At 70.3% G+C, this 21,072-nt stretch carries 20 protein-coding genes; 5 read left to right on the top strand and 15 right to left on the bottom strand.

Annotation, left to right across the window (positions count from 1 at the left end):
- Positions 1–87: 87 nt before the first annotated feature.
- Positions 88–429 carry a transcriptional regulator gene (locus ABQ271_RS00490; protein WP_349309611.1) on the top strand — a complete coding sequence of 114 codons (342 nt, stop codon included), beginning with the start codon at positions 88–90 and terminating at the stop codon, positions 427–429.
- Between the two features lie 23 nt (positions 430–452).
- Positions 453–1,421, top strand: coding sequence for an SRPBCC family protein (locus ABQ271_RS00495; RefSeq protein ID WP_349309612.1), 969 nt, complete (start codon positions 453–455; stop codon positions 1,419–1,421).
- Positions 1,422–1,455: 34 nt separating this feature from the next.
- Here ABQ271_RS00495 and sufU read toward each other — a convergent pair whose 3' ends face one another.
- From sufU to ABQ271_RS00515, 4 genes are all read right to left on the bottom strand, one after another.
- Positions 1,456–1,917, bottom strand: a complete 462-nt coding sequence (gene sufU / locus ABQ271_RS00500; protein ID WP_349309613.1) for a Fe-S cluster assembly sulfur transfer protein SufU — start codon at positions 1,915–1,917, stop codon at positions 1,456–1,458.
- Positions 1,914–3,209: a SufS family cysteine desulfurase gene (locus tag ABQ271_RS00505; RefSeq protein WP_349309614.1), complete on the bottom strand. Its 1,296-nt coding sequence runs from the start codon at positions 3,207–3,209 to the stop codon at positions 1,914–1,916. Before ABQ271_RS00505 ends, sufU begins: the two co-directional genes overlap by 4 nt.
- Before the next feature lie 62 nt (positions 3,210–3,271).
- Positions 3,272–4,045: a hypothetical protein gene (locus ABQ271_RS00510; RefSeq protein WP_349309615.1), complete on the bottom strand. Its 774-nt coding sequence runs from the start codon at positions 4,043–4,045 to the stop codon at positions 3,272–3,274.
- Positions 4,046–4,080: 35 nt separating this feature from the next.
- A complete protein-coding gene (locus tag ABQ271_RS00515) occupies positions 4,081–6,132 on the bottom strand; it encodes an APC family permease (protein WP_349309616.1) in 2,052 nt (683 codons plus the stop codon).
- Between the two features lie 62 nt (positions 6,133–6,194).
- Between ABQ271_RS00515 and ABQ271_RS00520 the strand changes: the two genes are divergently transcribed.
- On the top strand, positions 6,195–7,259 hold the full coding sequence (locus ABQ271_RS00520) for a VanZ family protein (protein ID WP_349309617.1): 1,065 nt from the start codon (positions 6,195–6,197) through the stop codon (positions 7,257–7,259).
- Here the strand turns inward: ABQ271_RS00520 and ABQ271_RS00525 are convergent.
- From ABQ271_RS00525 to ABQ271_RS00540, 4 genes are read right to left on the bottom strand one after another with little or no spacing between them, the layout of a single operon-like run.
- Entirely contained in the window at positions 7,253–8,068 is an 816-nt protein-coding gene (locus ABQ271_RS00525; RefSeq protein WP_349309618.1) for a hypothetical protein, read from the bottom strand. The genes ABQ271_RS00520 and ABQ271_RS00525 overlap by 7 nt on opposite strands.
- On the bottom strand, positions 8,065–9,279 hold the full coding sequence (locus ABQ271_RS00530) for an amidohydrolase (protein WP_349309619.1): 1,215 nt from the start codon (positions 9,277–9,279) through the stop codon (positions 8,065–8,067). The genes ABQ271_RS00525 and ABQ271_RS00530 overlap by 4 nt, the downstream gene beginning before the upstream one ends.
- A 10-nt stretch (positions 9,280–9,289) precedes the next feature.
- Entirely contained in the window at positions 9,290–10,315 is a 1,026-nt protein-coding gene (locus ABQ271_RS00535; protein ID WP_349309620.1) for a LacI family DNA-binding transcriptional regulator, read from the bottom strand.
- A gap of 1 nt (position 10,316) precedes the next feature.
- The gene (locus tag ABQ271_RS00540) at positions 10,317–11,990 is read right to left on the bottom strand and encodes an alpha-amylase family glycosyl hydrolase (protein WP_349309621.1); all 1,674 of its coding nucleotides are present in this window, start codon (positions 11,988–11,990) and stop codon (positions 10,317–10,319) included.
- A 249-nt stretch (positions 11,991–12,239) separates the two neighbouring features.
- Here ABQ271_RS00540 and ABQ271_RS00545 point away from each other — a divergent pair, with 249 nt between their 5' ends.
- Positions 12,240–12,758, top strand: a complete 519-nt coding sequence (locus ABQ271_RS00545) for an adenine phosphoribosyltransferase (RefSeq protein WP_349309622.1) — start codon at positions 12,240–12,242, stop codon at positions 12,756–12,758.
- Positions 12,759–12,797: 39 nt separating this feature from the next.
- On the opposite strand, the gene ABQ271_RS00550 is transcribed toward ABQ271_RS00545, so the two are convergent.
- Positions 12,798–13,712, bottom strand: a complete 915-nt coding sequence (locus ABQ271_RS00550; protein ID WP_349309623.1) for a 2-hydroxyacid dehydrogenase — start codon at positions 13,710–13,712, stop codon at positions 12,798–12,800.
- A 55-nt stretch (positions 13,713–13,767) separates the two neighbouring features.
- On the opposite strand from ABQ271_RS00550, the gene ABQ271_RS00555 reads away from it, so the two are divergent.
- Positions 13,768–16,311: an excinuclease ABC subunit UvrA gene (locus tag ABQ271_RS00555; protein WP_349309624.1), complete on the top strand. Its 2,544-nt coding sequence runs from the start codon at positions 13,768–13,770 to the stop codon at positions 16,309–16,311.
- Between the two features lie 7 nt (positions 16,312–16,318).
- Here the strand turns inward: ABQ271_RS00555 and ABQ271_RS00560 are convergent, their stop codons facing one another.
- The 6 genes from ABQ271_RS00560 to purS form a co-directional block, all read right to left on the bottom strand.
- Positions 16,319–17,119, bottom strand: coding sequence for an ABC transporter permease subunit (locus tag ABQ271_RS00560; protein WP_349309625.1), 801 nt, complete (start codon positions 17,117–17,119; stop codon positions 16,319–16,321).
- A complete protein-coding gene (locus ABQ271_RS00565; protein WP_349309626.1) occupies positions 17,116–17,925 on the bottom strand; it encodes an ABC transporter permease subunit in 810 nt (269 codons plus the stop codon). Before ABQ271_RS00565 ends, ABQ271_RS00560 begins: the two co-directional genes overlap by 4 nt.
- Complete coding sequence (locus ABQ271_RS00570) at positions 17,925–18,746, bottom strand: ABC transporter ATP-binding protein (protein ID WP_349309627.1); 822 nt, start codon at positions 18,744–18,746, stop codon at positions 17,925–17,927. Before ABQ271_RS00570 ends, ABQ271_RS00565 begins: the two co-directional genes overlap by 1 nt.
- A gap of 1 nt (position 18,747) precedes the next feature.
- Positions 18,748–19,824, bottom strand: coding sequence for an ABC transporter substrate-binding protein (locus ABQ271_RS00575; RefSeq protein WP_349309628.1), 1,077 nt, complete (start codon positions 19,822–19,824; stop codon positions 18,748–18,750).
- 166 nt (positions 19,825–19,990) lie between these two features.
- Positions 19,991–20,698: a phosphoribosylformylglycinamidine synthase subunit PurQ gene (gene purQ / locus ABQ271_RS00580; RefSeq protein WP_349309629.1), complete on the bottom strand. Its 708-nt coding sequence runs from the start codon at positions 20,696–20,698 to the stop codon at positions 19,991–19,993.
- A complete protein-coding gene (gene purS / locus ABQ271_RS00585) occupies positions 20,695–20,940 on the bottom strand; it encodes a phosphoribosylformylglycinamidine synthase subunit PurS (RefSeq protein WP_349309630.1) in 246 nt (81 codons plus the stop codon). The genes purQ and purS overlap by 4 nt, the downstream gene beginning before the upstream one ends.
- Positions 20,941–21,072: the final 132 nt, after the last annotated feature.

Consider the following 21,072-nt stretch of genomic DNA (forward strand, 5'->3'; position numbering starts at 1 on the left):
CGACGGTGACGCCAGTGGAAGTCGTCGAGTTCGGAAAATTCAGAGACCGCTTGACACCCGGCATCCCGAGCTCTAACGTACAACCAAATGGTTGCACAAACGGGGCTCAGCGATGAACAGATCGACCGCGTCTTCCACGCACTCGCCACGGCGACGCGGCGCGACATCCTGCGCCGTACTCTCGAGCGTGAACAGTCGATCTCGGCGCTCGCGGCCGACTACGAGATGTCGTTCGCGGCCGTGCAGAAGCACATCGCCGTACTCGAGGCAGCCGAACTCGTCGTCAAGCGGGCCGAGGGGCGCGAGCGCCTCGTCCGCGCGGACCCCGAGATGATCGCCCGCGCCCGCGCGCTGCTCGCGCAGTACGAAGACCTGTGGCGCGCCCGCATCGACCGCCTCGACGCCCTGCTGGCCGAGCCCGAGAACTGACCCATCCCACGAAGGAGTAGGACATGCCCGTCACCGACATCACCACCGATACCGACAATCTCACGATGACGCTCACCGCCGATGTCGATGCCCCCGTCGACCGCCTGTGGCGCGCGTTCACGCAGCCGCGCCAGCTCGAGCGGTTCTGGGGTCCTCCCGGCTGGCCCGCGACGTTCACCGCCTTCGACTTCGCCGTCGGCGGTCACGCCCACTACGCGATGACCAGCCCACAGGGCGAGAAATCGCGCGGCACGTGGGAGTTTCTCGCCATCGACGAGGGACGCAGCTTCGAGGTGATCGACGCGTTCGCCGACGAGAACGGCGAACCGCTCGCGGACTTCCCCTCGATGCGCATGCGGTTCTCGTTCGACGAGACCGCGACCGGCTCCCGCCTCTCGAACATCACCTACTTCACCTCGGTCGAAGCCCTCGAGCAGGTCGTCGCGATGGGCGCCGTCGAAGGCTCCCGCATGGCGATGAACCAGCTCGACACCGTGCTGCACGACCTGCGCGACTGGTTCCAGGGCAAGGGCACGGACGTCGAACTCCTCGACGACACCCACGTGCGCATCACCCGCCTCGTCGACGGGCCGCGCGACCTGGTCTGGCGCGCCCACAACGACCCCGACCTGATGAAGAAGTGGATGCTGGGCCCCGACGGCTGGTCGATGGTCGAGTGCGTGGTCGGCGAGAACTACCGGAACGTGTGGGAGCAGGACGGCAAGCCCGAGACCCGCTTCGGCTTCGAGGGCGAGACGCTCCTGCTCGACGAACCGCGCCGCTCGGTCAGCACCGAGCGGATGATCGGGATGGACGGTCCGTCGACGACGAACGACCTGCAGTTCTACGAAGAGGACGGCGCGACGCTGCTGACGCTCCTCATCGAGTACCCCGATATCCAGACGCGCGACATGATCCTCGCCACCGGCATGGCCGACGGCATGGAAGCGTCATACGCTCGTCTCGAACGCGAGGTGCTGCAGGCGGCCTGACCGCTCGCTCGAAGCGACGTCCTCGTCTGCCGGCTCAGGCCCGGGCGAGGGCGTCCTCGAGCGCGACCCACGCGAGCATCGCGCACTTGACGCGGGCCGAGAACTTCGACACCCCCGAGAGAGCCGCCGCGTCGGCGAACGTCTCTTCATCGAGCGGGATCGCGCCGCGCGAACGCAGCGCCTCACGGAACCCGTCGATGAGCTTCACCGCATCCTCGCGCGGCAGGCCGGCCTCGCCGCCGTCCTCTTCGATCAGCGCGGCGAGCATCGACGCCGACGCCTGCGAGATCGAGCAGCCCGAGCCCTCCCACGAGAGGTCGACGATGCGCTCACCGGCCTCGTCGACGCGCACGCGCAGCGTGATGTCGTCGCCGCACATCGGGTTGTGCTGGTGCGAGCTCGCTGTGCGGCCCTCTTCCGGAGACAGGCCCTGCCCGTGCGGGTGCTTCGAGTGGTCCAGGATGAGCTCCTGGTACAGCGAGTCGAGACCGTTCATTCGTTCACTCCGAAGTAGGACCGGATGCCGCTGACGGCATCGACCAGGGCATCGACGTCGGCGTCGGTGTTGTACAGGGCGGCGGAGGCGCGGACGGATGCCGTCACGCCGAACCGCCGGTGCAGCGGCGCCGCGCAGTGGTGCCCGACCCGCACGGCGATGCCCTGCGCGTCGAGGAACTGGCCGGCGTCGTGCGCGTGCACGCCGTCGACCACGAAGCTCCAGAGCCCGACTCGTTCGGCGCCCTTGGCGTCGCCGAGCAGACGGATGCCGGGGATGTCGACGAGGCCCTCACGCATGCGCTCGGCGAGGCGGACCTCGTGCGCGTGCACGGCGGGCATGCCGGCGTTCTCGAGGTAGGAGACGGCGGCGGCGAGCCCGATCGCGGGACCGATCGGCTGCGTGCCTGCCTCGAACCGCTGCGGCGGAGGCAGGTAGCCCGCCTCGTCGAGCGTGACGGTGGTGATCATCGATCCGCCGGTGAGGAACGGCGGCAGGGCCTCGAGCACGTCGCTCCGCCCGTACAGCCCGCCGATCCCGTAGGGCCCGAGCATCTTGTGCCCGCTGAAGACGGCGAGGTCGACCCCCATGGCGGGCAGGTCCAGACGCATGTGCGGGGCCGACTGGCACGCATCCAGCACCGTGAGCGCGCCGACCTGCTGTGCGAGCGCGACGATCTCAGCCACCGGGTTGACGATTCCCAGCACGTTCGAGACGTGCGAGAACGCGACGATCCGGGTGCGCTCGCCGATGATCTGGGCCGCGGCATCCAGGTCGAGACGGCCGTCGTCCTGCACCGGGATGTGCCGCAGCACGGCGCCGGTCCGGGCGGCGAGCTCCTGCCAGGGGATCAGGTTCGCGTGGTGCTCGGCCTCGGTCGCGACGATCTCGTCGCCGGGCTGCAGGGCGAACCGAGCGGATGCCGGTGCCCCCCGCCCGAGCGTCGCGTTGCCGATCGAGTACGCCACGAGGTTGAGGCCCAGGGTCGCGCCGCTGGTCCAGACGAGCTGCTCCTCGCGGGCGCCGACGAAGCGCGCGACGGTGGACCGGGCATCCTCGAACAGGTCCGTCGCCTCGGCGGCGAGCGTGTGCGCACCGCGATGCACGGCCGCGTTGCTGCGGGTGAGGAAGTCGTACTCGGCCTGCAGGACCTGCCTCGGCTTCTGGCTCGTCGCGCCGGAGTCGAGGTAGACGAGCGGATGCCCGTTCACCTCCTGCTGGAGGATCGGGAAGTCCTCGCGCAGCCGGGCAGCGTCGAGCGTGGCCGGCTCGGACAGGGCGGGGGAAGTCACCCCCCTAGGCTACGCCGGTGCAGGGTACCCGGGCCGAGCACCGTTCGACCGCCGGGGTGACCTCACATCTGGATGTAGGCGGAGTACCGGATGGTCTCGACCGTGGTGCCGTCCGCGCCCGTGTCGGCGATGACCACCCAGCGGTCGGGGGCACCCGGCGTGCCTCCGTTCGTCGCACCGTTGCTGTCCCGGTCCACTCCGAAGATGAAACGGATACCGTCCTCCCCATCGAGCCCGAGCGGCTCCTGGGAGTCGGGCCCGAGAGCGCGGACCTCGTCTGCCGACATGCCGGGAGAGAGACCGAACTCGGCACGTACGACGACGTCGTCGCTCGTCGGTCGGTCGGTCAGGGTGATGAACGAGGGGAGACCATGCTCCTCGCGGGTCACCAGATCCTCGACCATCGTCGAGAACGCGAATCCGCCCCAGGAGTGGACGGTGTACTCCGGGAAGTGCGAGTCGCCCTCGACCGTGGACAGCACGGGGTCTGAGCCGAATGCTGTCGTCAGCGCTGCGATGGCCTCTGACGGCTCCTCCCGCCACGAGAACGTGCCGAGGCTGCTGTCGTCGGCGGCGATGATCTCGAAACCGCCCGCGCCGAGCACGATCTCTCGGGCCGCGGCGGCGTCGGCTGGAGCCGAGGCCGACGCACTCGGCGAGGCCGCCGGAGCCGGAGGTGACGCGTTCGACGGCGCTGTGGGAGTCGGTGTGGTGGCGCGCGCGGTGTCGATCGGTGTCGTGACCATCCACACGGAGACCGCCGCAACGGCTACCGCGAGGAGACCGGCGGTGATGAGAAGGGCGAGAAGTCCGCGACGGCGGCGAGTGTCTGGCACATCACCATTCTGGGGAGCATCCGTCGGTTACTCCATCAGTTGTCGGAATGCTCTACCAAACCGTAATGACGCTGGTCGATCCGCCCGCCGCGGTCGTCGCCGGGGAGCGGTCGCGACCGCCGACCGTAGACGATCTCGGACGAGTCGAGCAGCCACGGCACGAGGGTGACGGTCACGCCGTGGACCATCATCAGCTGCTGCGCGATGCGCCGTGCGCGGCGGTTGTGCAGCGGCGCCTCCCACCAGTGCCCCACGATGTACTGCGGCAGGTAGACCGTGACCACTGACGGGCCGTGCTTCTCGCGGTACTTCTCGATGAAACCGATCAGGGGAGAGCCGTACTGGCGGTAGGGCGAGTCGACGACGACGAGGGGCACCGGCATCCGGTGATACTCCCAATCGGCCTTCAGCTCGGCGATGTCGTCGGAGGTGACGGCCACATGCACCGCGAGGGTCTTCTCGTGCTTGGCCGCCAGGGCGTAGTCGATCGCCTTCGCGACGGGCTTCTGCAGTGTGCCGACGAGGATGATCGCGAGGTCGCCCGACGAGCCGTACTTCACGGTGTCGTCCATCTCGATCTCGTGCTCGACGTCGCGGTAGTACCGGTTCACGCCGATCATGAGGAACGCGAGGACCGGCATGGCGAGGAAGACGAGCCAGGCGCCGTGGGTGAACTTCGTGACCGTCACGATCGCGAGAACCGCGACGGTGAACGCCGCGCCGATCGTGTTGATGACGAGGCCCGAGAGCGCCGCACGGCGCGCGGGGGAGTTGCCCTTCAGCAGCTTCAGCTCACGGCGCCAGTGGCGGACCATCCCGATCTGGCCCAGCGAGAACGAGACGAACACGCCGATGATGTAGAGCTGGATGAGGGTGGTCAGGTTGGCCTGGAAGACCACGAGGATCGCGATCGCCGCACCGCCGAGGATCAGCATCCCGTTGGAGAACACGAGGCGGTCGCCGCGCGAGTTCAGCGCCTTCGGGGCGTAGCTGTCGCGGGCGAGCACCGAGCCGAGCAGCGGAAACCCGTTGAAGGCCGTGTTGGCCGCCAGCAGTAGGACGCACGCGGTCGCCGCCTGGATGATGAAGAAGAAGACCGAGTCACCGCCGAAGGTCGCGGCGGCGACCTGGGCCATGAGGCTCGGCTGCGGGCCCGACGTGCAGTCGAATCCGATGAGCGCGCACGGGTTCTCGGCGTAGCGCACGCCCGCGATCAGCGCGAGTGCGGTCAAGCCGGCGAACAGCACGATCGCGATGCCGCCCATGAGGACGAGGGTCGTCTGCGCGTTCTTGACCTTCGGGGTACGGAACGCGGGCACGCCGTTGCTCACGGCCTCGACGCCGGTGAGGGCCGAGCAGCCGCTCGAGAACGCGCGGAGCAGCAGCAGGATGAACGCGACCTGCGAGAGGCTCTCGGGCTCGACGGTGTAGGCCGCGCTCGCCGCGACCGGCGAATCGCCGATGGCCCACCGGAACAGCCCGGTCCCGATCATCAGCGCGACCGAGCCGATGAAGACATACGTGGGGATCGCGAAGGCGTGTGAGGCCTCCCGGACGCCGCGCAGGTTCACGATGACCAGCAGGATGACGAAGCCCACCGCGAGCTCGACGCGCCACGGATCGAGCACCGGCAGCGCCGAGATGATGTTGTCGACACCCGACGAGACCGACACCGCGACGGTCAGCACGTAGTCGACGAGGAGCGCAGAGCCGACGACGACGCCCGCCTTCTCGCCGAGGTTCGTCCGGGCGACTTCGTAGTCGCCGCCGCCCGAGGGGTAGGCCTTGATGAGCTGCCGGTAGCTGAGGACCACGACGATCAGCAGCACGACGACCGCGGCGGCGACCGGCGGCGCGAAGGCCATGAAGGCAGTGCCGCCGATGAGCAGGATCATCAGCAGTTCCTGGGGCGCATAGGCCACCGACGAGAGCGCGTCGGACGCGAAGATCGGCAGCGCCCGCTTCTTCGGCAGCAGCTGCGCGTCGAGCTTCTCGGAGTCGAGCGGCTCGCCGATCAGCATGCGCTTCACGGCGGGGGAGGGGGCCGCGTTCGGGTCGCGGCTGTCACTGGTCACGGCGGGCGACATTACGCCTCCCGCGAACTCGCCGCAACGCGAGCGGTCCCCCCCGCAGTCCCTAGACTCCCCGCATGACCGGCCAAGTGTTCCCCGCAGTGATCGCGATCCTGTTCGGAGGGGCCGTCGGCGTCATCCTCTTCGTCCCTCTCGTCGCGGTCAGCTACCGCCGTCGCGGACGGCTCAGCCTCGGCCGGGTGGCCTTCTGGGCGGCATCCCTCGTCTACTTCATGGCGATCTGGAGCTACACCCTCCTCCCGCTCCCGGCCTCGAACGAGTACCGCTGCGTCGGAGCCGTGCTCTCCCTCGGGCCGACCGTCGACGATGTCGTGGGCGCCGTCGCGGACGGTTCTCCCCTCACCGACATCCGGCTGCTCCAGGTCGTCTTCAACGTCCTCCTGTTCGTCCCGTTGGGATTCCTGATGCGGGTCGTCGGACGCCGCGGCATCGTCATCGGCGTCCTGGCGGGAGCCGTCGTGTCCCTCGTCATCGAGACGACCCAGCTGACCGGGGTCTGGGGCATCTTCCCCTGCGGCTACCGACTCTTCGACGTCGGCGACCTGCTGACGAACACCCTGGGCGCCCTCCTGGGCTCGGTCCTCGGGCTCGTCGTCCCGGCGCGGCTGCGGGGTGTCGAGAAGACAGCGGATGCCGGTGCTCCCCGCCCCGTCACCCGCGGTCGTCGCCTCCTCGGCGCGGTCTGCGATCTGCTCGGTGCGACGATCGTCGGCGGCGCCGTCGGCACAGTCGTGCAGCTGTTCCTGCAGTTCGCGCTGCGCCGGGAGGACCTCGTCGCAGATGCCGTCATCGCCGACCTGGCGACGGGGTGGGCGCCGATCGCGCTGTGGCTCGGCGTCACTCTCGCCACGGGACGCTCGATCGGCGACCTCGCGGTCGAACTCCGCTACGAGGGCGGTCGTCTGCCTGAGATCGCCGCGAGGTTGCTGCGCTTCCTCGGCGGCATCGGGGGCTATCTGCTGCTGGGGCAGATCGTCGGGGACACCGGCATCCTCGTCTTCGTGTTCTTCGTCACCTCAGCGGTCCTGCTGTTCACGACGCGCGCGGGACGCGGCCTCCCGGGAGTGGTTACCGGACGGGAGCTCGTCGACGCGCGGTCGAGCGAGCCGTCCCGTCACTGACCGCGGGCGCGGAACGTGTACGTGATCGAGGCGACCTTCTCTGCCGCCTCGTCGGACTCGACGAAGGCACTGAACTCGCGCTTGCCGTTGCTGTAGAACGTGCCGCGTCCCTCGCCGAAGGTGAGCCGCACGTGGCCGTTCGTGAGGGCGAACTCGTCGAACGGGCCCTTGCTGCGCGCCTGGTCGAGAGTGTCGCCGACGGCGACGCCGAACTCGTTCGTGACCTGGACGCCCTGCGGCAGGCCGGAGCTCACGGTGACCCACGTCGGCGCGGGTACCTCGCTGCGCGAGCGGCCGCCGTCGCCGAGGAACACGTCGTACAGGCGGAAGCCGGGCCACACGTAGATGTCGTAGGCCCAGTTCTCGGCGTCACCGTTGACGAAGTCTTCCGTCGGCGCCGTGCCGAAGGCCTTCGTCAGCGCGGCGACCGCGGGAGCCGCGTCATCCGCCCACGCGTGGGAGACCTCGCCGTCGGCGGTCTTCACGGTGAAGCCCGCTCCGTTCATGACGATGGTGGATGCCGCGGCGGGCGGCTCCTCTTCGGCCGGCTCCGACGGGTCGGGGTCCTGCGGGGTCGACGGGGCCGGCTGCGCGGCGGGTTGCGAGCTCTGCGCCGGCGGCGGGGCCGCCGTCGTCGGCTCGGTCACGCGCAGCAGATACGCGCTGACCACGACGATCACGGCCACGAGGAGAACGCCGGCGACCGCGCCGAGGACCATCGGAACCCGGTTCGGGTTCTCCGGACGCTCAGGCTTCTGGTGCTCCTGCGGGTCGAGAGGGGCGAACGGCAGCCAGTCGTCGTTGCTCACGTGAGGAACTCCCGCGCGGCGACGGTCAGGGCGTCGACTCCGCGCTCGATGGTCGGGTGCAGGACAGGGGCGAAATACGGCGAGTGGTTCGTCGGGATGTCACGCGAGATCGTACCGGCGGCGACGGCATCCGCGTACTGCTGCGGGTCGACACCACCCCAGAACCAGTAGACGAGTGGTGCGCCCGAGTCGCGGGCGAACCACGAGACGTCCTCGCTGCCGGTGAACATGCCGGGGTCGACGACGGTGCCCTCACCGAAGGCGCGGTCCATCGCCGCCGTCAGCCGGGCGGTCGAGTCCGCGTCGTTGATGGTCGGCGGCAGCGTGTGGAGGGTCGAGATCGTGGGTTCCTGCTCGGCGCCGGATGCCGCGGCCTCCGCGCGGACGACCCGCTCGACGCGCTCGAGGATGTCGGCGCGCGCCGTGTCGTTCGGGTAGCGGAGGCTCAGTTCGAGCGTCGCTTCGGCGGGGATGATGTTGTTCTTCAGGCCCGCGTGGATCGATCCGACGGTGACGACCGCCATCTCGCGCGGGTCGACCTCGCGCGAGACGATCGTCTGCAGCCGCATGACCGTCGCCGCGGCCATGACGACGGGGTCGATCGTGGAGTGCGGGCGCGAGCCGTGGCCGCCGCGGCCGTGCAGCACGACCGTGATGCCGTCGGATGCCGCCATCTGCGTACCCGGGCGCACGCCGATCGTGCCGGCGGGGAGCGGGGTCAGGTGCTGGCCGAGCACGATGTCGGGCTTCGGGTACCGGTCGAAGACGCCGTCGGCGATCATCGCCTGCGCACCCGCACCGTATTCCTCGGCGGGCTGGAAGACGGCGACGACCGTGCCGGACCACTCGTCGCGGGTGGCCTGCAGCTTCTCGAGGGCACCCAGCATGGCAGTGACGTGCATGTCGTGACCGCACGCGTGCATGACGGGGACGTCCTGCCCGGCGGGGTCGACGCCGCGCGCCGTGCTGGCATAGGGGAGACCGGTCTGCTCGGCGACGGGAAGGCCGTCCATGTCGGCGCGGAGCCACACGACGGGACCGTCGCCGCTCCGGATCACCGTGACGACACCGGTGCGACCGACGCCCTCCTCGTAGTCGAGGCCGAGCGCTGCGAGCTCGCGTGTGATGACTCCGGCCGTCCGGGTCTCCTGGAACGACAGTTCCGGGTGCCGGTGCAGATCGGTGTAGATCGCTTCGAGATCGAGGGGCATGCCTTCGAGCCTACGGCGCAGAGGCGCCCACTACCTCAGCGAGTCCTCCACGGGGACGGCTCGTCGAGGTCCGTTCGACGAGCCGAAAGGCCAGGTCGCCGAGCTCCTCGCGTCCGTCGAGGGCGGCGAGGACGGCGTCGGCTGCGCGCTCACCCTGCTCGTGCGGAAACTGCGCGATCGTCGTGAGGCCGAAGAAGTCGCCCATCTCGTGGCCGTCGACGCCCACGACCGAGAGATCCGCCGGCACGTCGAGGCCCCGGTCCCGCGCCGCGAAGAGCGCTCCGAAGGCGATCTCATCCGACGCGGCGAAGATCGCGGTCGGCGGTTCGGCGCTGTCCAGCAGTGCGAGCGCGGCCCGATGACCGCCCTCGATCGTGAAGTCGGCCGGGACGAACGGGGCGTTCGCGATGCCGGCATCCGCCATCGCCGTCTCGAAACCGAGTCTGCGGAGCGAGGGGACGTCGAGCCCCGGGTCACCCGCGTGCCCCGCGCCGATGTGCGCGATGCGGCGGTGACCGAGGTGCAGCAGGTGCTCGGTAGCGGCACGAGCGACGGCGAGCTCGTCGACCCGCAGGGCGGGCAGTCGTGCGCTCGTCGCGCTGAGGCCCACGATGGGCAGGTCGAGCGCGAGCAGCCGGTCGATCTCGTCCTCGTCGAGGGCGAGCGACAGCACGATGAGCCCGTCGACCCGGCCGCGCCGGAGCGACTCGTCGAGCACGCGGTCGCGCTGGGCGGGCTCGGCGCTCATGCTGTACAGCGTCATGTCGTAGCCACGGGGAGCGAGCCGGCTCGCGATGCCGTCGAGCACGTTCGCGAAGAACCAGCGGTCGAGCAGCGGCACGACGACGCCGATGTTCGCCGTGTGACCCGTCGCGAGAGCGGATGCCGCGGCCGAGACCACGTAGCCGAGGTCGGCCGCGGCGGCGCGCACGCGGGCGCGGGTCGCATCGGAGATGCGCCCGCGCCCGCTGAGCGCACGGGAGACGGTCGCCGACGACACGCCTGCGGCGCGGGCGACGTCGTCGATACCGGTCACGTCAGTCCGCGGCGATCCACACGGTCGTGTCGGCCGGGAGCTCGCGACCCGTGAAGGCATCGCTCTCGACCAGCAGTGTGCCCTTCGGGAGGGCGACGGCATCCGTGCCGACGTTCGCGATCACGGTCACGTCGCCGTTGCGGAACGCGATGACGTCGTCGCCGAAGCCGTCGAGCCATTCCAGCGACCCCGCACCCAGGTCGTGGGCGCGTCGCGTCGCGAGCAGCGTGCGATACAGCCACAGCGTCGAGTCGGGCTGGTCCTCCTGCACGTCGCGGGCAAGGGCCGTCCACTCCGCCGGCTGCGGCAGCCAGCTCTCGCCCGTCGGGCTGAAGCCGAACGCGCTCTCATCGGCGGTCCAGGGCAGCGGCACGCGGCATCCGTCACGGCCGTAGCGCTCGCCGTTCGTACGGAACCAGGTCGGGTCCTCACGGACGTCGTCGGGGAGTTCCATCGCCTCGGGGAGTCCGAGCTCCTCGCCCTGGTACAGGTAGGACGAGCCGGGGAGCGCCAGCATGAGCGCGGTGGCCGCGCGAGCGCGGCGGAGGCCCGCGGCGGGGTCGGGCTTGCCGGGGGTCGCCGGTCCGACACCGTGGCCCTGCGGGTGGCCGGGCATCGCGAGGCGCGTCGCGTGGCGGATGACGTCGTGGTTCGAGAGGACCCAGGTCGCTGGGGCGCCGACGGCGGGGAAGGCCCGCAGGGACTCGCTGATGACGACGCGCAGCTGCGCGGCATCCCACTCGCTCATCGCGTAGGGGAAGTTGAAGGCCTGGTGCATCTCGTCGGGGCGCACCCACTTCGCCGTCTCGTCGACGGTGGGGAGCCACGCCTCGGCGCAGAGGGCGCGGTCGCCCTCGTACTCGTCGAGCACGCGGTGCCACTCGCGCCAGACCTGGTGGACGCCCTCCTGGCCCCAGTACGGGACCGGCTCGGCGCCGCCCATCGAGTCGGCCTCGAGCGGCGGGGTGTAGTCGGGCAGGCCCTCGGCCTTGATGAGGCCGTGGGCCACGTCGACGCGGAAGCCGTCGACGCCCCGGTCGAGCCAGAAGCGGAGCGTCTTCTCGAACGCGGCGCGCACCTCGGGGTTCGTCCAGTCGAAGTCGGGCTGCGAGCTGTCGAAGAGGTGGAGGTACCACTGGCCGTCCTGGATGCGCGTCCATGCCGGGCCGCCGAAGACGGACTCCCAGTTGTTGGGCGGCAGTTCGCCGTTCTCGCCCGTGCCGTCGCGGAACATGTAGCGGGCGCGCTCGGGGCTGCCGGGGGCGGCGGCGAGGGCCTGCTGGAACCAGACGTGCTTGTCGGAGGAGTGGTTCGGGACCAGGTCGATGATGACGCGGATGCCGCGGGCGTGCGCCGCTTCGAGCATGTCGTCGAAGTCGCCGAGGGTGCCGAAGAGCGGGTCGACGTCACGGTAGTCGGCGACGTCGTAACCGGCATCCTTCTGCGGAGACGTGAAGAAGGGGCTCAGCCACACGGCGTCGACGCCGAGCGAGGCGAGGTCGTCGAGGTGCGCCGTGATACCGGGCAGGTCGCCGATGCCGTCGCCCGAGGCGTCGGCGAAGGAGCGGGGGTAGATCTGGTAGATGACGGCGGTGCGCCACCACTCGGCGCCGGGGCGGCTCTCGCCGATGGGGGCCAGCGTCGACGTGGCGGTCGAGGAGGGGGTCGAGGTCATGCGCGCCAGCCTAGTGCAAGCGCTTGCGCACGCGGCATCCCCCCACTGTCCTGCCCCCAACACCCTGCCCGCGGCGCCTGCCACGCACCACCCTGCCCGCGGCGCCTGCCACGCCCCACCACCCTCGCGGATTCGGAGATCAGGCGCGGATTCGGATGCGCAAGCGCGTGCCCCTCCGAATCCGGCGCGGATGTCCGAATCTGCGACGCAGGACGTGCCCCGCGGGTGCGGTCGCGTAACCTCGACCCAGTGAATCCCGACGCACTCGCCCGAGCCGAATCGCTCATCGCGACGATCCCCGACTTCCCCGAGCCCGGCATCCTCTTCCGCGATGTCTCGCCGTTGCTGGCGGATGCCGCGGGCCTCCGCACGATCGCGATGGCCATGGCCGAGCCGTTCGTCGGCTCGTTCGACGTGGTCGCCGGGGTCGAGGCGCGCGGGTTCCTGCTCGCAGGTGCGATCGCGATCGCCTCGGGGACCGGCCTCGCGCCGATCCGCAAGGCGGGCAAGCTGCCGCGTCCGGCCGGAGCGGTGAGCTACGACCTCGAATACGGCAGCGCGACGATCGAGATGTCGGGCGACCTGGCCGCCGGTGCGCGCGTGCTGCTGGTCGACGACGTCCTCGCGACGGGTGGCACGCTCCGCGCCGGCCAGCAGCTGCTCGAGCAGCTCGGCTATTCCCTCGCCGGCACGTCGGTGCTCATGGAGCTCTCGGCGCTGCAGGGCCGCGGGGTCTGCGGCCCCGTGCACAGCGTCTTCACCGTCTGATCAGAGTTCCTCGTCTGATCGGGGTCCGCACCCGCCTGGTCAGGTGCGGATCACGACGTTCTCGGGCTCCTCGCCCGCGAGCAGGTGCGCGATCTGGCGGCGCAGCAGGCGCACGATCCGCGGGTGCATCGCGTCGGTCGCGCCCCCGACGTGCGGGGCGATCACGACACCCTCGAGCGACCACAGCGGGTGATCGGCGGGGAGCGGCTCGGGGTCGGTGACATCGAGTGCCGCACGGATGCCGCGGCTCTGCACGTGTGCGACGAGGGCATCCGTGTCGATCAGCGACCCGCGTCCCACGTTGACGACGAGGGCTCCGTCGCGGAGTGCCGAGAGGAACGCGTCGTCGACGATGTGCCGGGTCGCATCGCCGCCCGGCAGGGTGACGATGACGATGTCGACACCGGGCAGCAGGTCGTGGACCTCGTCGATGCTGTGGACGTGGATGCCGTCCTCGTCGCGCGCGCTCGACGCGACCGCCACGAGGTCGACCTCGAACGGCGCGAGGCGAGCGGCGACCGCCTTCCCCACGCCGCCGTATCCGAGCACCATGACGCGGCGGTCGGCGAGCCCGGTCGCCTGGAACGGCGCCCACTCCGCGGAGCCCTGCGCGCGGACGAACCGGTCGATGCCGCGCTGGGACGTCAGGGTGAGGGCCACCGCGAGCTCGGCCGTGGCGGCTTCGTGCACCGTCGCCGCGTTCGCGAAGACCACGCCGGCGGGCAGGCGATCCTCGATGCCGTCGTACCCGATGGCCTGCCCCTGGATGAGGCCCACCTCCACGCCCTCGAGCCAGCCGAGGGGGTTTCCCGCCATGTAGGGCGGGACGACGAGGTCGATGCGCGGGCGCGGGGCCGCGGCATCCATCTTCCAGACGAAGACGTCGGCTCCGTCGATGTCGGTGAGGTCCTCGGCGAGGCGGGCGGAGGGGACGCTGACGCTGATCGAAGCCATGCGTCCGAGGCTAGCGCGCGGCCCCGGGTGCCCGGCCCGCGCATAGGCTTGTCCGATGCCCGAAAAGCCCCGCGGAAACCCTGACGCCTTCGTCCGCGTGCGGGGAGCGAACGAGAACAACCTCCGGAACGTGGATGTCGACGTCCCGCGCGACGCGATCGTCGCCTTCACGGGTGTCTCGGGTTCGGGCAAGTCCTCGCTCGCGTTCGGGACGATCTTCACCGAGGCGCAGCGTCGCTATCTCGAGTCGGTCGCGCCGTACGCGCGCCGGCTGATCCAGCAGGGGCACGATCCGCACGTCGACTCGATCAGCGGCCTCCCGCCGGCAGTCGCTCTGCAGCAGCGTCGCGGCGCCCCCAGCTCGCGCTCCAGCGTCGGCACCGTGACGACCCTGTCGAACTCGCTGCGCATGCTCTTCTCGCGCGCCGGCACCTTCCCCGCCGGGTTCACCACGCGGCTCGACTCCGACGCGTTCTCGCCCAACACGGCCGCGGGCGCCTGCCCCGAGTGCCACGGCGTCGGCGTCGCGCACACGGTGACCGAGGAGACTCTCGTCCCCGACCCGTCGCTCAGCATCCGCGAGGGCGCGATCGCCGCGTGGCCGGGGGCGTGGCAGGCCAAAAACCTCCGCGACATCACGATCGCGCTCGGCTACGACGTCGATCGGCCCTGGCGTGAGCTCGACCGGGCCGACCGCGACTGGCTCCTCTTCACCGACGAGCAGCCCGTCGTGCAGATCACGCCGCAGCGCGACCGTGTCGCGAAGCCCTACAACGGCATGTTCTGGAGCGCGAAGAAGTACGTGTTCCACACACTGTCGGACTCGAAGAGCGCCTCGATGCGCACCAAGGTGCTCGCCTTCGTCCGTACCGGGGTGTGCCCGCTCTGCCACGGCACGGGTCTTCGCCGCGAGGCGCTCGCCGTCACGTTCGCGGGGAAGACGATCGCCGAGCTGAACGCCCTGCCCATCCGCGAGCTCGCCGAGATCCTGCGTCCGACGACGCTGATCCGGGATGCCGCGTCCGCCCTCCCCACCACGGCATCGGGCGAGCGCACCGACGTCGCCGTCGCGATCACGACCGACCTGCTCGCCCGCATCCAGGTGCTCCTCGACCTCGGGCTCGGCTACCTCGGACTCGGCCGCGTCACGACGACCCTCTCGCCGGGCGAGATGCAGCGGCTGCGCCTTGCGACCCAGCTGCGGTCGGGGCTCTTCGGCGTGGTCTACGTGCTCGACGAGCCGTCCGCAGGGCTGCATCCCGCCGACGCGGCACCCCTTCTCGACGTGCTCGAACAGCTCCGCGCGTCGGGAAACTCCGTCTTCGTCGTCGAGCACAACATGGACGTCGTCCGCCGGGCGGACTGGATCGTCGACGTCGGCCCCGGCGCCGGCGACGCGGGCGGCGCCGTCCTCTACTCCGGCGAAGTCGACGGCCTGGCAGAGATCACCGAGTCGGCGACGCGGCCGTTCCTGTTCCCCGGCGACGCGGCACCCGTTCCGCGCGAGCGACGGACGGGAGACGGGATGCTCTCGCTCGACGGCGTCTCGCTCCACAACCTCGACGGCCTCGACGCCGAGTTCCCGCTCGGCACCCTCGTCGCCGTCACGGGCGTCTCTGGGTCGGGCAAGTCCACCCTCGTCAGCCGTGTGCTCCGCGAGGTCGTCGAGCGGCACCTGCGCGGGGGAGTGGTGACGGATGCCGACGACGCGGCCGACGACGCCGACGACGCGTCCGAGGGACTCGCCGAGGCGACTCTGCCCGCGGCATCCGTCGACACCCTGCGGGTCGGCCGGGTCTCAGGACTGGAGCGCATCGACCGACTCGTCCGGGTCGATCAGAAGCCGATCGGCCGCACCCCGCGGTCGAACCTCGCGACCTACACGGGTCTCTTCGACGCCGTCCGCTCGGTGTTCGCGGCGACCGACCTCGCCCGTGAGCGCGGCTACACCGCGGGGCGTTTCTCGTTCAACGTCGCGGGCGGCCGGTGCGAGACGTGCCTCGGCGAAGGTTACGTCTCGGTCGAGCTCCTCTTCCTCCCCGGCAGCTACGGCCGGTGTCCGACGTGCCACGGCGCGCGCTACAACGCCGAGACGCTCGAAGTCACCTACGAGGGCAAGACCATCGCCGACGTCCTCGCGCTGACGGTCGACGAGGCGGCGGCGTTCCTCGAGGCGGTGCCCGTGGCATCCCGCAGCCTCCGGACTCTGCAGGACGTCGGCCTCGGTTACCTGCGCCTCGGCCAGCCGGCGACCGAGCTCTCGGGCGGCGAGGCGCAGCGCATCAAGCTCGCGACCGAACTGCAGCGGGCGCGGCGCGGCCACACGCTCTACCTGCTCGACGAGCCGACGACGGGTCTCCACCCCGCCGACGTCCGGCGGCTGCTGGCCCAGCTCCACGCGCTCGTCGACTCCGGCGACACGGTGGTCGTGGTCGAGCACGACATGGACGTCGTCGCGGCGGCCGACTGGGTCATCGACCTCGGTCCGTCGGGCGGGGATGCCGGCGGTCGCATCGTCGCGGCAGGAACGCCCGATGCCGTCGCCGCCGACCCCGACAGCCGTACCGCTCCGCACCTCGCCCGCAGACTCGGCGCGTGAGCGGCCGTCACTCGACGGTGGTCACCATTCCCCGGCGGGCGAGGACGACGTTCTCGACGATCTGCACGACGTTGTAGAGCACCAGCGTCACGAGCGTGATGATCGCGACCGACGCCCACAGGTCGTCGAAGCGCGCTTGCGCCGTGAACTTCTGGATCGCGCCGCCGATGCCGGTTCCCGTCGACAGCCACTCCGCCAGCAGCGCGCCGGTGACCGCGCCGGGAACGGACACCCGCGCCGCAGCGAACAGCGACGGCAGCGCACCGGGGATGTTCACCTTCCAGAGCTGTGCGAGTCGCCCGCCGCCGTAGACGTGCACGAGGTCGAGGCTCTGCCGCGACGCCCGCGACAGTCCGAACAGGATCGACGCGAGCGCGGGGAACAGCACCACGATGCTGCCGATGACGGCGACGGATGCCGGGGTGCCCCGCCCCGTGATGAGGATGATCACCGGCGCGATGGCGACGAGCGGGATGCTGCGCAGCAGCAGCGCGAGCGGCATGACACCCGCCTCGACCGCCCGCGAGAGCGAGAACGCGACGGCGAGGACGAGGGCGGCGATCATCCCGGTGAGAAAGCCCAGCCCGGCGTCCTGCAGCGTCTGCGCGAGGAGCGGCCACAGGCCGTCGCGGTTCTGCGCGGCATCCTCTGCGGTGAAGAGGAACTCCCACACGTCGGCCGGACCCTTCGCGACATAGGGCGAGATGCCCGTGAGCGAGACCACCGCCCACCACGCGGCGAGGACGATCCCGATCGTGAGCAGGGCGTTCGCGGCCGAGCGTCCGAGGGGCCGCAGCACCGGCCTCATGTCGCCACCGTCCGGCCCGACACCCACGGCGTCACGATGCGCGAGACGAGCCCCACGATCGCGTAGCCGAGGAGCGCGACGGCGGCGGTCAGGAGGAACACGGCCCACACGCGCGGCGAGTCGAGGTCGCCCTGCAGTTTGATGAGCGTGATCCCGACCCCGCGGTCGATCGCCCCCATGTACTCGCCGAGGATCGCGCCGAGGAAGGCGCTCGGGACGGCGATCTGAAGGGCCGTGAGGATGGCGGGTGCCGCCGCGATCAGCCGCACCTTCCGCAGCTGCGTGAACCGCGATCCGCCGTACACGCGGACGACGTCGAGGGTGGCGCGGTCGGCCGCCTTGAACCCGAGCAGAGCGCCGACGACCGTCGTGAAGAACACGGCGAGGGCGGCGAGGAAGATGGCTGTCGCGCTCAGGTCACCGGCGCGTTTCGCGGCGGGCAGGACGACGACGGCGATGCCCCCGACCGCGACCACGGGCAGGCAGTAGCTGACGACGGCGACCTGCGTGATGACGGCTTCGGCCTTCGGCAGCAGGAGGACGACGGATGCCAGGAGCAGCGCGATCCCGTTGCCCCAGGCGAACCCGATGAGAGCTTCGGAGACCGTGACCTGGAAGACCGGCCAGTAGGCGGCGAGACCGTCGGAGGCGATCGTTGCGACGACGGTGCCGGGCGCGGGAACCGGGGTGAACGTCGTGCCCTCGGCGGGGATGAAGACGGTCGCGGAGAAGAGCCACCAGGCGCCGACGAGCACGACGACGCCGATCACGCCCGCGAGCCAGCCCGGGAGACGGAACCCGCGCATCACGCCTCCGCGGCCGCGCGACCGTCGTCGCCGAACAGCAGTTCGGACGCCTGGTCGACGAGGGCGTGGAACTCGGGCGTGCGCTGCATCTCGGGCAGGCGCGGGCGGGGAAGGTCGACCTCGATGATCTCCTTCACCCGGCCGGGTCGCGGTGACATCACGGCCACGCGGTCCGAGAGGAAGATCGCCTCGGAGATCCCGTGGGTGACCATGAGCGTCGTCGCCGGCTTCTCGGTCCAGATGCGGAGCAGCTCGAGGTTGAGGTTCTGCCGCGTCATGTCGTCGAGGGCGCCGAACGGTTCGTCGAGGAGGAGCACCGACGGTTTCAGGCTCAGCGCTCGCGCGATCGAGACGCGCTGGCGCATGCCGCCGGAGAGCTGTGCCGGCTTCGCCTTCTCGAAGCCGCGGAGCCCGACCAGACCGATCAGCTCATCGATGTAGTCCTTGTCGGGCGTGCGTCCGGCGATCTCGAACGGCAGCCGGATGTTGGTGAGCACGCTCCGCCACGGCAGCAGCGCGTGGTCCTGGAAGGCGATCCCGAGTTCGTGGTCGCTGCGGAGCTGCGCCGGCGTCTTGCCGTCGACGAACACCTCGCCGGCGGTCGGCGTCTCGAGGTCGGCGAGAATCCGCAGGATCGTCGACTTGCCGCATCCGGACGGGCCGAGCAGCGACAGGAAGGATCCCTTGTCGGTGTGCAGGTGCGTGTCCTGCAGGGCGGTGACGGATCGGCCGCGGCCGGTGGGGAAGGTCTTGGCGAGACCGTCGATGCGGATGCCGGTACCCGCCAGGGCACCGGCATCCGCCAGGTTGGAGCTGGTCATGTCAGGGGAGGTAATCCTTGAGGTCCGGGTTCTCCTTGTAGATCCCGTCGATGATGGAGGTGTCGAAGAGGTCGTCGACCGAGACGTCCCAGCCCGCGGCGCCGAGCGAGGCGACCGTCTGCTTCTTGAGGTCGTCGGAGATCGTGAAGAGGCCGTTCGCTTCGGTCTCCTCCGTCGAGACGAGCAGGTTCTGCGCCTCGATGCCCTTCGCCGTCTTCTTCGGGTCGAGGGCGCCGAAGGTCGATTCGAGGCCGTCCTTCGACTCGTCCGCCGCCTGGTTGTAGTACTTCTCGACGAGCGAGACCGTGTCGTCGACGGGCTCCTGGAAGACGTGCGTCCAGCCCTTGATCTCGGCCGTGAGGAAGTCCTTCAGGAGCTCCTGGTTCTCGGCGAGGTACTGGTCGGTGACGGTGAACGTCTCGGCGACGTAGGGCACGCCGTTCTCGGCGTATGCGAGGTTCGTGACGTCGTAGCCGGCGAGCTCCACCGTCAGCGCCTCGTTGGTGAGGTACGCCATGAAGCCGTCGACCTCGCCGTTCATCACCGGAGTGGGGTTGAAGTCCACGGGGACGACCTCGACGTCGGCGGGGTCGATGCCGTTCGCGTTCAGGAGAGCGGCGAACACCGACGCGTTCGAGTCCTGGACGCCGATCTTCTTGCCGACCAGATCCTGCGGGGTCGTGATGTTCGCGCCGTCGGCGAGCGACAGGATCGTGAACGGGTTCTTCTGGAACGTCGCGCCGATGATCTTGAGGGGGGTGTCCTCTTCGGCGATGGCCGCGCCGACGGATGCCGCATCGCTCAGGGCCACCTGGACGGTGTTCGAGAGGAGCTTGGCGACACCTGTGTCGGGTCCGGAGATCCCGACGACGTCGGAGAAGCCGGCATCCTCGTAGTAGCCCTTGTCGTAGGCGTAGAACTCGCCGGCGAACTCCTCGTTCTTGATCCAGGAGTACTGGACGCTGATCTCACCGTGATCGTCGGACCCTCCAGAGGATGCCGGTGCGGTGCCGGCGCAACCGGCGAGGGTGAGGGTGGCCGCCGCGGCGAGGGCGGCGGTGCGGACGAAACGGCGCAAGGGAACTCCTTGTTCATGCTGCGGGTGACATGCGAGGTGCGGATCCGACGCTAGACGTCCCGCATTTCCGCATCGTTTCGCCCGTGTGGCGCTCCCGACGCGCTGCCGTCGACGCGCGACGAAGAAGCGACCGCGAGGTCGCCGCGACCGAGGTCGCCGTGCCGGCTCAGGCGGCGCTGTGCACGACGGCGGAGACGGCCGCCGTGAAGAACTGCAGACCGTCGACGCCTGAACGCATGGCTGCGGCCGTGTCGGGGCCGAAGCCGGGCTCGATCGCGTGCTCGGGGTGGGGCATGAGTCCGACGACGTTGCCCCGCTCGTTCGTGAGGCCGGCGATGTCGTCCATCGACCCGTTCGGGTTGACACCCGCGTACCGGAAGGCGACGAGGTTCTCGCCCTGGATGCGCGCGAGAGTCTCGTCGGAGGCGATGTAGCCGCCGTCGGCGTTCTTCAACGGGATGACGATCTCCTGGCCGCGACGGAACTCGCTCGTCCAGGCGGTGTCGGCGTTCTCGACGACGAGGCGCTGATCGCGGCGGATGAACTGCTGGTGCGCGTTGCGGATCAGCCCGCCCGGCAGCAGGTGCGCTTCGACGAGCATCTGGAAACCGTTGCAGATGCCGAGGATCGGCATGCCTTTGGCCGCGGCATCCTTCACCTCGGACATGATCGGCGCGAGCGCGGCGATCGCGCCGGCGCGCAGGTAGTCGCCGTAGCTGAACCCGCCGGGGAGGACGAGCGCGTCGACTCCCTCGAGGTCGTGCGAGCCGTGCCAGAGAGCGACGGGCTCGGCGCCGGCGAGGCGAACGGCTCGGCGTGCGTCGCCGTCGTCCAGCGAGCCGGGGAAGGTGATGACCCCGACGCGAACGGTCACTCGACGACCTCGATGCCGACGACATCCTCGATCACCGAGTTGGAGAGGATCTCTTCGGCGATCGTGCGAACGGCGGCGAGGGTGGCCTCGTCGGCGCTCTCGACGGTCAGCTCGAAGCGCTTGCCGATGCGGACGTCACCGAATCCGGCGTGGCCGAGGCGCTGCAGCGCGCCGGAGACGGCCTTCCCCTGCGGGTCCAGAAGCTCGGCCTTGGGCATGACGTCGACGACGATGGTGGGCATCAGGTGGCTCCGGGATGTCGCGGGCAGGGGTGCGGGTCAAGTCTAGAGCCCGCGACGACGCCTCACCGTTCCGGCCTCTCTTCTCCCGTGACCAAACCGTGACCGGCTCCGTGGGAGCGCTCCCTTGACAGG

It is taken from the genome of Microbacterium sp. MM2322 (genome assembly GCF_964186585.1).
Lineage (GTDB): Bacteria > Actinomycetota > Actinomycetes > Actinomycetales > Microbacteriaceae > Microbacterium.

Excerpts from the sequence above, each read along its gene's own strand:
- ABQ271_RS00490 (WP_349309611.1), top strand. The coding sequence starts at position 88 with ATGGTTGCACAAACGGGGCTCAGCGATGAACAGATCGACCGCGTCTTC.
- ABQ271_RS00495 (WP_349309612.1), top strand. The coding sequence starts at position 453 with ATGCCCGTCACCGACATCACCACCGATACCGACAATCTCACGATGACG.
- sufU (WP_349309613.1), bottom strand. The coding sequence starts at position 1,917 with ATGAACGGTCTCGACTCGCTGTACCAGGAGCTCATCCTGGACCACTCG.
- ABQ271_RS00515 (WP_349309616.1), bottom strand. The coding sequence starts at position 6,132 with ATGTCGCCCGCCGTGACCAGTGACAGCCGCGACCCGAACGCGGCCCCC.
- ABQ271_RS00520 (WP_349309617.1), top strand. The coding sequence starts at position 6,195 with ATGACCGGCCAAGTGTTCCCCGCAGTGATCGCGATCCTGTTCGGAGGG.
- ABQ271_RS00530 (WP_349309619.1), bottom strand. The coding sequence starts at position 9,279 with ATGCCCCTCGATCTCGAAGCGATCTACACCGATCTGCACCGGCACCCG.
- ABQ271_RS00540 (WP_349309621.1), bottom strand. The coding sequence starts at position 11,990 with ATGACCTCGACCCCCTCCTCGACCGCCACGTCGACGCTGGCCCCCATC.
- ABQ271_RS00550 (WP_349309623.1), bottom strand. The coding sequence starts at position 13,712 with ATGGCTTCGATCAGCGTCAGCGTCCCCTCCGCCCGCCTCGCCGAGGAC.
- ABQ271_RS00555 (WP_349309624.1), top strand. The coding sequence starts at position 13,768 with ATGCCCGAAAAGCCCCGCGGAAACCCTGACGCCTTCGTCCGCGTGCGG.
- ABQ271_RS00560 (WP_349309625.1), bottom strand. The coding sequence starts at position 17,119 with ATGAGGCCGGTGCTGCGGCCCCTCGGACGCTCGGCCGCGAACGCCCTG.
- ABQ271_RS00565 (WP_349309626.1), bottom strand. The coding sequence starts at position 17,925 with ATGCGCGGGTTCCGTCTCCCGGGCTGGCTCGCGGGCGTGATCGGCGTC.
- ABQ271_RS00570 (WP_349309627.1), bottom strand. The coding sequence starts at position 18,746 with ATGACCAGCTCCAACCTGGCGGATGCCGGTGCCCTGGCGGGTACCGGC.
- purS (WP_349309630.1), bottom strand. The coding sequence starts at position 20,940 with ATGCCCACCATCGTCGTCGACGTCATGCCCAAGGCCGAGCTTCTGGAC.